Origin of the sequence: Nocardioides rotundus (assembly GCF_019931675.1) — a bacterium.
Lineage (GTDB): Bacteria > Actinomycetota > Actinomycetes > Propionibacteriales > Nocardioidaceae > Nocardioides > Nocardioides rotundus.
Window position 1 is genome coordinate 3340593 of the sequence record NZ_CP082922.1, and the last position, 11110, is coordinate 3351702.

The following is an 11110-nucleotide window of genomic DNA, read 5'->3' on the forward strand; positions in this document are numbered from 1 at the left end:
CTCAGCTGGTGCCCCGGATCGAGAGGGTCGGCTCGAGCAGCACACCCTCGGCGGGAAGCCGGGGGGTGGCGAGCAGCCCGGAGAGGGCGTGGACCACCTCGACCGCGGCGGCCTCCAGCGGCTGGCGCACCGAGGTGAGTCCGGGCGGCGCCACCTGGGCGACCTGGGAGTCGTCGAACCCGGCCACGGCGACCTGCGTGCCCGGCGCGATCTGGCGCCACCACAGCTCCTGCATGACGCCCATGGCCAGGGTGTCGGAGGCACAGACGAACGCGGTGGGCGCGACCCCGGGCGACTGGTCGAGCAGGCGCCCCGCGGCCACCCGCCCGGCCTCCAGCGTGTCCTCGACGCGTACGGCGAGCCCGGTGGTCGCAAGCCCGTCGGCGTCCATCACCCGCTGCCAGCCGGCGCGGCGGTCCTCGCCCAGGTGGGAGTCGGCGCGCCATCCGAGCCACGCGATCCGCTCGTGCCCCTTGGCCCGCAGGTGCTCGGTCGCCAGCGCCGTGCCGGCGGCGCCGTCCACATCCACCCAGGGATGACCGGCGTCGGGGTGGTCCCACGGCCGGCCGAAGGCGACGAACGGGGCGCCCTGGTCCTCCAGGGCGACGGCCTGCGGGTTGCCGAGGTAGGTGTCGGTGACGACGAAGGCGTCGACCGCGGTGGCGCGCAGGAGGGCGTCGTACCCCCCGACCGGCTCCTCGTCGTCGGCGGCGAACAACAGCACGTGGTAGCCCGCCTCGTTGGTCGCCTCGACCAACGAGTGCACGAAGCGGTCCATGGCCGCGTTGGCGGTGCCCTCCTGAGCGGGGGCGAAGCGCATGCCGATCAGGTGGGAGGCCCGCGTGCGCAGGTTCCGCGCGGCGCGGTTGGGCTGGTAGCCGAGCTCGGCGATGGTGGCCCGGACCCGTTCCAGGGTGTCCGAGCGCAGCAGCTCGGGGTTGTTGATCGCGTTGGACACGGTCTGGCGGGAGACTCCTGCCCGCTCGGCGACGTCGGCGAGCGTGGGCGCCGCGCTCTGGAACGCGCGCCGAGTGCTGGCCATGACTCCCCCACGAGTACTTCTGGAACGTTCCAATCACCATACCCCAGATGCCGTCCGAGTGATGTCGGCGCCGTGGCCTAGCGTCCTCGTCATGGCCCGAACCTCCGCCGCCCGATCCCGCCCCACCTACCGCTGCTCCGAGTGCGGTCATCAGGTGCCCAAGTGGGTCGGCCGCTGCCCGGAGTGCCAGACCTGGGGGTCGATCGCGGAGACCGCGGCGCCCGGCATGCGTGCCGCGTCGGCCTCCCCGGTGACCGCCCCGGCCGTCCCGATCGGCCAGGTGGCGGTCGAGGCCTCGCGCTCCCGGACCAGCGGCGAGCCGGAGCTGGACCGGGTGCTGGGCGGCGGGCTGGTCCCCGGCGCCGCCATCCTGCTCGCCGGCGAGCCCGGCGTCGGCAAGTCCACCCTGCTGCTCGAGGTCGCGGCGCAGACCGCCCGGCGCGCCACGGTCCTCTACGTCACCGGCGAGGAGTCGGCGTCCCAGGTGCGGCTCCGGGCGGACCGGACCGGCAGCGTCCAGGACGGGCTCTACCTCGCCGCCGAGACCGACCTGGGGGCGGTGCTGACCCACATCGAGACCGTGCAGCCGCAGCTGCTGGTGATCGACTCGGTGCAGACCCTGGCCGCCACCGGCGTCGACGGGGTGCCCGGGGGCGTCACCCAGGTCAAGGAGGTCGCCGCCGCGCTGGTGCGGGTCGCCAAGACCCACAACATCGCCACCATCCTGGTCGGGCACGTCACCAAGGACGGCACCATCGCCGGGCCGCGGGTGCTGGAGCACCTGGTCGACGTGGTGCTGCACTTCGAGGGCGACCGCAACACCCGCTTCCGGATGCTCCGGGCCATGAAGAACCGCTTCGGCCCGGTCGACGAGGTGGGCTGCTTCGACCTGGGCGCGGAGGGGATCACCGCGGTCACCGACCCGACCGGGCTGTTCGTGGAGAACCACCAGCAGCAGGTCGCCGGCACCTGTGTCGCGGTGTCGATGGAGGGCCGCCGGCCGATGCTGGCCGAGGTCCAGGCCCTGGTCGCGCCCACGGCGTCGGAGCGGCCGCGCCGCACCACCTCGGGGGTCGACTCCTCCCGGGTGGCGATGGTCCTCGCCGTCCTGCAGCAGCACTGCGGCATCCGGCTGCACAGCCACGACGTGTTCGTCTCCACCGTCGGCGGTGCCCGGGTGCACGAGCCGGGGGCCGACCTGGCGATCGCGGTGGCCATCGCCAGCGCGACCCACGGCGTCCCCCCGCCGCGCAGCGTCGTCGCCATGGGGGAGATCGGGCTGGCCGGCGAGCTGCGCAAGGTGCGCGACCTGCAGCAGCGGGTCGCGGAGGCCTCGCGCCTGGGCTTCGGCACCGCCGTCGTGCCGGGGCGTCCCGGCACCGGCCCCGGCCGGCTCAAGGAGCCCCCGGCCGACGAGATCCGGGTGCTGGACGTGGTCGACGTGCCCGGCGCACTGCGCCTGCTCAACCTGGCGCGCTGACCCCCTAGACTGGCGCGACGCGGCCCGGAGGACGGGTCGCCTCGTCACACCCGGGAGTGTTGAGTGGCCAGCATCGAGCGCTCGGACGCCGCGCTGCACCTGCGCGCCACCCTGGCCACGATCGCGCCCGGGACCGCCCTGCGCGACGGCCTGGAGCGGATCCTGCGCGGCCGCACCGGAGCGCTCATCGTGCTCGGTCACGACAAGGTGGTCGAGCAGATGGCGACCGGCGGCTTCGTCCTCGACGTCCCGTTCACCGCGACCGGCCTGCGCGAGCTGGCCAAGATGGACGGCGCGATCATCCTGGACAAGGACGCCAACCGGATCCTGCGGGCCGCCGTCCACCTGATGCCCGACCCGTCCATCGCGACCGAGGAGACCGGCACCCGGCACCGCACCGCCGACCGGGTCGCCCGGCAGACCAGGCTGCCGGTGATCTCGGTGTCGCAGTCGATGCAGATCATCGCCGCCTACGTCGGCGAGACCCGGCACGTCCTGGAGGACTCCGGCCAGATCCTCTCCCGCGCCAACCAGGCGCTGGCCACGTTGGAGCGCTACAAGCTACGGCTGGACGAGGTCTCCTCGACCCTCTCGGCGCTGGAGATCGAGGACCTGGTCACCGTCCGCGACGTCGCGGTGGTGGCCCAGCGGCTGGAGATGGTCACCCGGATCGCCCGGGAGATCGAGGACTACGTGCTCGAGCTCGGCACCGACGGACGGCTGCTGTCGCTCCAGCTGGAGGAGCTGGTCACCGGGGTCGACGCCGAGCGCGAGCTGGTGATCCGCGACTACCTTCCCTCGGCGACCCGTCGTGCCGAGGCCGCGGAGTCCACCGACGCCCTCCTGGCCCGGCTCGGCGCCCTGTCCTCGACCGAGCTGGTCGACGTTGCCCTGGTCGCCCGGGTGCTCGGGCTGGCCACCTCCGACCATCTCGACGGTGCGGTCGCGCCTCGCGGCTACCGTCTGCTGGCGAAGGTGCCACGGCTGCCGGCGACCGTGGTGGAGCGCCTGGTCACCCACTTCGACACCCTGCAGAAGCTGCTCTCGGCCGGCATCGACGACCTGCAGACGGTCGAGGGCGTGGGCGAGCAGCGGGCCCAGTCCGTGCGCGAGGGCCTCTCCCGGCTGGCCGAGTCCAGCATCCTCGAGCGCTACGTCTGAGCCCGCTCGGCGTCAGCCGTCGCTCTTCTTCTTCCGGTCCGACTTCTTCTTCTCGCCGGCCTTCTTCTCCGACTTCTTCTTCGGCTCGGGCTTCGGCGTGATCGTCTTCGGCGTCGGGGTGTCGAGCATGAACGCGGTCTCTGCCGGCTCGCCGCCCAGCGCCGCAGCCTCGAGGTGGTAGGTCCCCGGCAGCGCCCACAGTCGCTGGCGGGTGCAGCCGTCGTCGGAGCGGCGCGCGTCCCAGGTCATCTTCACCACGGTCGGGTCCTCGTTGGTGACCACGACGCTCTCCTCGGGCATCGCCTTGGGGCACTCGCTGCTGAACCAGATGTCGTCGCTGCCCGAGGTGATCTTCATGGTCAGGGTGTCGGGGGAGACCGTCCAGGTGCACGCCGGGCTGTCGGTGGTGGTGAGCTCCAGCTTGACCTTGACGTCCCGGCCGGCGGGCTGGTCCTCGACCGTGGGCTCCACGGAGACGTCCGAGGCCAGGCAGTCACCCTGCGGCGCGACCGAGGTCGTCGGCTGGGCGGGCTCGGTGTCCTCGTCGGCCCTCTCATCGCCGCTCGACTCCGACGGGTCGGCGTCCTCGGTCACCGAGGGCGGACCGGCCGGCGTCTGCGACGGCGTCACCGTGGGCACGGCATCGGCCATCTTCCCCGCCATCGACGCGGAGCCGCCGGAGGAGGCGGACGCGTCGCTGCTGGCGTCGCTGCCGCCGCTGAAGAGCCTCCCCAGCCCGACGACGAGCAACAGGGCGACCGCGAGGACGATCACCCTGCGGCGCCAGTAGACCTTCTCCGGCAGCGGCCCGCTGGGCTTGGTCAGGCTGGACATGTCGGTCAACCTAGTCAGCGCGCGGGCCGGATCGGTGGAGGCACACCGCACACCTACCATCGGGTCGGTGAGCGATCTGCCGGAGCCCGTGCTCGCGTGGTACGCCGCGCACGCGCGCGACCTGCCGTGGCGGCGTCCCGAGGCGTCCCCGTGGTCGGTGCTGGTCTCGGAGATCATGCTGCAGCAGACCCCGGTCGCCCGGGTCCTCCCCGTGCACGAGGAGTGGCTGGAGCGGTGGCCGACACCGGCGGAACTGGCCGCGGAGCCCGCGGGCGAGGCGGTCCGTGCCTGGGGCCGGCTCGGCTACCCCCGGCGGGCGCTGCGCCTGCACGCGGCCGCGGTGGCCATCACCGAGGAGTACGGCGGCGAGGTGCCCTCGTCCTACGACGACCTGCTGGCCCTCCCCGGCGTCGGCGACTACACCGCCGCCGCGGTCGCCAGCTTCGCCTTCGGCCGGCGGCACGTGGTGCTCGACACCAACGTCCGTCGAGTGCTCGCCCGCACGCTGCAGGCAGTGGAGTTCCCGTCCCGGTCGGTCACCCGCGCCGAGCGCGACCTGGCCGCCTCGGTGCTGCCGGAGGTCGAGGAGACCGCTGCGGTCTGGTCGGTCGCGGTGATGGAGCTCGGCGCCCTGGTGTGTACGGCGGCGCGGCCCGCCTGCGAGGTGTGCCCGGTCGCGGACCGCTGCGCCTGGCGCGCGGCCGGCTACCCGGCGTACGACGGCCCGCCGCGCCCCACGCAGGCCTGGGCCGGCACGGACCGGCAGTGCCGCGGCCGGCTGCTGGGCGCCGTACGCGACGCCGACGGGCCGGTGCACGCGAGCACGCTGGAGGCCGCCTGGCCCGGCGACCTGCAGCGCGACCGATGCCTCGCGTCCCTGGTCGAGGACGGCCTGCTGGTCCGCGGCAGCGACCGCACCTACGCTCTCCCCTAGCGAGACGAGGGCGGAGGTGACTCGCCCGTAACCGGCAAAGAGTGGGAGTGTCACGACATGCCGGACTTCCAGCGGATCGCGATCGTCAACCGGGGCGAGGCCGCCATGCGCCTCATCCACGCCGTACGGGACCTGAACGCGGAGTCCCCGCCGGAGGACCGGCTGACCACCATCGCACTGCACACCGAGGGCGAGCGGTCCGCGATGTTCGCCCGTGAGGCCGACGAGACCTACGACCTCGGGCCCGCGGCGAACCGGCCCTACCTCGACCACGAGGCGCTCGAGCGCGCCCTGCGCGAGACCGAGGCGGACGCCGTCTGGGTCGGCTGGGGCTTCGTCGCCGAGGACCCGGCCTTCGCCGAGCTGTGCGACCGGCTGGGGGTGACCTTCATCGGCCCCACCGCCGAGGCGATGCGCAAGCTGGGCGACAAGATCGGCTCCAAGCTGATCGCCGAGGAGGTCGGCGTGCCCGTCGCGCCCTGGAGCGGCGGCGGCGTGGACACCCTGGACGAGGCGCTGGCCGCGGCCGACCGGATCGGCTACCCGTTGATGCTCAAGGCCACCGCGGGCGGCGGCGGGCGCGGCATCCGCCGGGTCGACTCCGCCGACCAGCTCACCGACGCCTACCAGCGCACCCGCGACGAGGCCGAGCGCGCGTTCGGCTCCGGCGTGGTCTTCCTCGAGCGGCTGGTCACCGGCGCCCGGCACGTCGAGGTCCAGGTGATCGCGGACGGGCAGGGCACCGCGTGGGCGATCGGCGTCCGCGACTGCTCGGTCCAGCGGCGCAACCAGAAGGTGATCGAGGAGTCGGCGTCCCCGCTGCTCACCACCGAGCAGAGCGACGAGCTCAAGGCGGCGGCCGAGCGGCTGGCCCTCGCCGTGGGCTACCGCGGCGCCGGCACCGTCGAGTTCCTCTACCACCCCGGCGAGCGGACCTTCGCCTTCTTGGAGGTCAACACCCGGCTGCAGGTCGAGCACCCGATCACCGAGGTGGTGACCGGCACCGACCTGGTGAAGCTGCAGATCCACGTCGCTCGAGGCGGACGGCTCGAGGGCGAGAAGCCGACCGAGTCCGGGCACGCGGTCGAGGCGCGGCTCAACGCCGAGGATCCCGACCGCGACTTCGCCCCCGCCCCCGGCCTCATCCAGCGGCTGAGCCTGCCGGCCGGGCCGGGCATCCGGGTCGACACGGGCGTCGAGGAGGGCGACAGCATCCCGGCCGAGTTCGACTCGATGATCGCCAAGATCATCGCGTACGGCGCCAGCCGCGACGAGGCGCTGGCCCGGCTCCGCCGTGCGATGACCGAGACCGTCGTCGTGATCGACGGCGGCGCCTCCAACAAGAGCTTCATCCTCGACCTGCTCGCGCAGCCCGAGGTCACCGTCGGCGAGCCCGCCTGGGCCGACACCGGCTGGATCGACCGGGTCCGCGCCGAGGGCCGCCTCACCAGCGCCGCCCACGGCGGGATCGCGCTCGTCGTCGCCGGTATCGCGGCCTACGAGGACGAGGAGGACGTCGAGATCGCCCGCCTCCTGGAGACCGCGCGCGGCGGCCGGCCCCAGGTCCAGCACAAGGTCGGCCGCGCGGTCGACCTGAAGCTGCGCGGGCGCCAGCACCAGGTGCGGGTGCTGCAGACCGCGCCGGAGCGGTACGACGTCACGTTGGCCACCGACGGCCAGCAGCAGCACGCCGACGTGACCGTGGAGCGGGTCGACGACTTCCGGCTCCGGGTCACCGTCAACGGGCAGACCTTCCGGGTTGTGCACGCCGACCACGGGCCGGTGCAGCTGGTCGAGGTCGAGGGCGTGACCCACCGGGTCAGCCGGGACGAGGGCGGCGTGCTCCGCTCCCCCGCGCCGGCGCTGGTCGTCGCCACCCCGGTACCCGTCGGCGAGAGCGTCGAGGCGGGTGCGCCCGTGCTCGTCCTGGAGTCGATGAAGATGGAGACGGTGCTGGGCGCGCCGTTCGCCGGCACCGTCAAGGAGCTGCTGGTGATGACCGGCAGTCAGGTGGAGACCGGCGCCGCGCTGATGCGCCTGGAGCCGACCCAGGACGCCGAGGCCGACGCCCCCGCGGCCGACGCGGGCGCCGACGCCGCCGACGATCCCGAGCTCGCGCTCCCCGAGGCGCCGGCGGAGGATCTGCGCCGGCGGGCCGCTCGCGGCCTGGCCGACCTGGCCGGCGTACTCATGGGCTTCGACATCGACCCCGACGCGCCGCACCGCGCCCTGGAGGACTACCTCGACGCGCGGGCGCGGCTCACCGACGAGGGCGTGGCGATGGCCACCGAGGAGGTGCCGCTGCTGCACCTGTTCGCCGACGTGGCCGAGCTGAGCCGCAACCGGCCGCAGGACGAGGAGCTGCACACCGAGCTGCGGGTGCACAGCGCCCGCGAGCACTTCCACACCTACCTCACCACGCTGGACCCCGACCGCGGCGCGCTGCCCGAGCAGTTCCGCGAGCGGCTGGAGACGGTGCTGCGCCGCTACGGCGCGGACGGGCTCGAGCGCAGCCGGACCCTGGAGGAGGCGGTCTTCCGGATCTTCTTGACCCAGCAGCGCACCGAGCCGGACCTCGCGATCGTCACCTCGATCCTGGAGCGCTGGCTGGAGGAGGAGCTGCCGGCCGGCGACGGCGAGACCCGAGCGCTGCTGGAGCGCCTGGTCCGGGTCACCCAGCGGCGCTTCCCGGTCGTGGGCGACCTGGCCCGCAGCATCCGGTTCCGCTGGTTCGACCAGCCGCTGGTCGACACCGAGCGCGCGGAGGTCATCGGCGGCGTCGCCGACGAGCTGGCCGCCCTGGCCGCCGACCCCGACACCGCCGACTGGGACGCCCGGGTCACCCGACTGGCCGCGATCCCCGAGCAGCTCGTCGGCTTCCTCTCCGAGCGGCTCGAGCAGCTGGGCATCCACCCGGTCGAGCCGATGCTCGAGGTGCTGGTGCAGCGGCACTACCAGGAGTTCGACCTGCACGACCTGCGCTCGTTCCCGGTGGACGGGCGGGCCTTCACCATCGCCGACTATGCCCTGGACGGCCGGCCGACGCGGATCGTGTCCACGATCGGCGACCTGGCCGAGCTGGAGGACCTCGACGGCGCCCTCAACCGGGCCGTGACCGAGCAGCTCGCCGAGCGCAACCCCGGTGACGACGCGGTCGTCGAGCTCTACCTCACCTGGCCACACGCCCCGACCTGGGGCGGCAACATCGCCGAGCGGGTGAGCGAGCTGGTGACCCCGCTGCCGTGGATCCGCGACGTACGCCGCGTGGCCGTGGCCGTCTGCCCCGAGGCCGGCCGACCGGTCACCTACGTGACGCTGCGGCCCGCCGAGGACGGCACCCTGGTCGAGGACGACCGGGTCCGGGGCATGCACCCGATGGTCGGCCGACGGTTGAGCCTGTGGCGGCTCAGCGAGTTCGACGTCACCCGGCTGCCGGCCCCCGAGGACGTCGTACTCCTCGAGTGCGTCGCCAAGTCCAACCCCGGCGACCGGCGCCTGGTGGCACTGGCGCAGGTGCGGCAGCTGGCCGTGGTGCGCGACGAGGACGGGCAGGTCATCGGCCTGCCGCACGCCGAGCGGGCGGTGGAGAACTGCCTCGAGGCGATCCGCCGGGTGCGGGCCGCGCGCGGCGCCGCCGGGTCCAAGCTGGACATGAACCACGTGTGGATCCAGGTGTGGCCGGTCGTCGAGGCCGACCCGCTGCAGCTCACCTCGCTGCAGGACAAGATCACCCCGCTCTCGGAGGGTGCGGGCATCGAGGAGGTGCTCGCGCAGGGCCGCGTCGCGACCCCCGACGGCGGCGTCGCGCCGCTGGCGATCCGCTTCCACGCCCGCCCCGGCGCGGGGGTGGTCGCCGAGATCGAGGAGCCGCCGACCGAGCCGTTGAAGCCGGTCGACGAGTACGCCGGCAAGGTGCTGCGGTCCCGCCGGCGCGGCCTGGTCTACCCCTACGAGCTGGCCGACGTGCTCGCCGGCCCGGGCGGGACGCTGACCGAGCTCGACCTCGACGACCGCGGCGAGCTGGTCGAGGCGAACCGGCCGCGCGGGCTCAACAAGGCCGGGATCCTGGTCGCCCGGGTCACCACGCCGACCGACCTGCACCCCGAGGGCGTCACCCGGATCGTGCTGTGCGGCGACCCGACCAAGGCGCTCGGCTCGGTCGCGGAGCCGGAGTGCTCGCGGATCATCGCCGCGATCGACCTGGCCGAGGCCGAGGGCGTCCCGGTGGAGTGGTTCGCCCTCTCGGCCGGCGCGCGGATCTCGATGGACTCCGGCACCGAGAACATGGACTGGATCTCCCGGGCGCTCAAGCGGATCGTGGAGTTCACCCAGGACGGCGGCGAGATCAACGTGGTCGTCGCGGGCATCAACGTAGGCGCGCAGCCGTACTGGAACGCCGAGGCCACGATGCTGATGCACACCCGCGGCATCCTGGTGATGACCCCGGACTCGGCGATGGTGCTCACCGGCAAGCAGTCCCTGGACTTCTCCGGCGGCGTCTCCGCGGAGGACAACTACGGCATCGGCGGCTACGACCGGGTGATGGGCCCCAACGGGCAGGCGCAGTACTGGGCGCCCGACCTGGCCGGCGCGATGGGCATCCTGATGGCGCACTACGACCACAGCTATGTGGTGCCCGGCGAGGCGCGGCCCCGTCGAGCGGCGACCGAGGATCCCCACGACCGCGACGTCACGTCGTACCCCCACTCCCACCCGGCCAGCGACTTCACCACCGTCGGGGAGATCTTCGACCCGGCCACCAACGGCGAGCGGAAGAAGGCCTTCGACATCCGCACCGTGATGCGCGCCTTGGCGGACGCCGACCACGAGCCGCTGGAGCGCTGGGCCGGGATGGCCGACGCGGACACCTCCGTGGTCTACGACGCGCGGATCGGCGGGCACCCGGTGTGCCTGCTCGGCATCGAGTCGCGCCCGGTGCCGCGCGGCGGCTTCCCGCCCACCGACGGCCCGGACACCTGGACCGCCGGCACGCTGTTCCCCCGGTCGTCGAAGAAGGCGGCCCGCGCGATCAACGCGGCATCGGGCAACCGGCCGCTGGTGGTGCTGGCGAACCTGTCCGGCTTCGACGGGTCGCCGGACTCGATGCGGCACCTGCAGCTGGAGTACGGCGCCGAGATCGGCCGCGCGATCGTCAACTTCGACGGCCCGATCGTGTTCTGCGTGATCTCCCGCTACCACGGCGGCGCGTTCGTCGTGTTCTCCAAGGCGCTGAACCCGCAGATGACGGTGCTGGCCATCGAGGGCTCCTACGCCTCGGTGATCGGCGGCGCCCCCGCGGCCGCGGTCGTCTTCGCCGGCGAGGTGGACAAGCGGGTCTCCGCGCACCCCGACGTCGCGGCGCTGCAGGAGCGGATCAACGAGGCCGCGGAGCCGGAGCGCTCGGCGCTCGCGGTCGAGATGGCCGAGCTGCGCGCCTCGACCCGGGCGGCGATGATCAGCCAGGTCGCCGGCGAGTTCGACGGGATCCACGACATCCACCGGGCCGTCGAGGTCGGGTCGGTGGACGAGGTGATCGCCGCCGACCAGCTGCGGCCCACGGTGATCCGGGTGATCGACGCGGGGCTGGGCGAGGGCTGAGGCCGGGGTCGCCGTACTGTCTCTCGGTGCGGCGGCCGTCCGTCGTACCGAACAGTAGGCA

6 protein-coding genes are annotated in these 11110 nt (G+C 73.6%); 4 read left to right on the forward strand and 2 right to left on the reverse strand.

Features of this window, described 5'->3' with window-relative positions; genetic code table 11:
* Position 1 precedes the first annotated feature (1 nt).
* Positions 2-1042, reverse strand: coding sequence for a LacI family DNA-binding transcriptional regulator (locus tag K8W59_RS16520; protein ID WP_223396049.1), 1041 nt, complete (start codon positions 1040-1042; stop codon positions 2-4).
* Between the two features lie 91 nt (positions 1043-1133).
* Here K8W59_RS16520 and radA point away from each other — a divergent pair, with 91 nt between their 5' ends.
* Positions 1134-2522, forward strand: a complete 1389-nt coding sequence (radA, locus tag K8W59_RS16525) for a DNA repair protein RadA (RefSeq protein WP_223396050.1) — start codon at positions 1134-1136, stop codon at positions 2520-2522.
* 63 nt (positions 2523-2585) lie between these two features.
* Complete coding sequence (disA, locus tag K8W59_RS16530) at positions 2586-3683, forward strand: DNA integrity scanning diadenylate cyclase DisA (protein WP_223396051.1); 1098 nt, start codon at positions 2586-2588, stop codon at positions 3681-3683.
* Positions 3684-3695: 12 nt separating this feature from the next.
* Here the strand turns inward: disA and K8W59_RS16535 are convergent, their stop codons facing one another.
* Positions 3696-4517 (reverse strand): hypothetical protein, encoded by an 822-nt coding sequence (locus K8W59_RS16535; RefSeq protein ID WP_223396052.1) that lies wholly within the window; start codon positions 4515-4517, stop codon positions 3696-3698.
* A 67-nt stretch (positions 4518-4584) separates the two neighbouring features.
* Here K8W59_RS16535 and K8W59_RS16540 point away from each other — a divergent pair, with 67 nt between their 5' ends.
* Positions 4585-5451 carry an HhH-GPD family protein gene (locus K8W59_RS16540; protein WP_223396053.1) on the forward strand — a complete coding sequence of 289 codons (867 nt, stop codon included), beginning with the start codon at positions 4585-4587 and terminating at the stop codon, positions 5449-5451.
* A gap of 57 nt (positions 5452-5508) precedes the next feature.
* Positions 5509-11049 carry an ATP-binding protein gene (locus K8W59_RS16545; protein ID WP_223396054.1) on the forward strand — a complete coding sequence of 1847 codons (5541 nt, stop codon included), beginning with the start codon at positions 5509-5511 and terminating at the stop codon, positions 11047-11049.
* Positions 11050-11110: the final 61 nt, after the last annotated feature.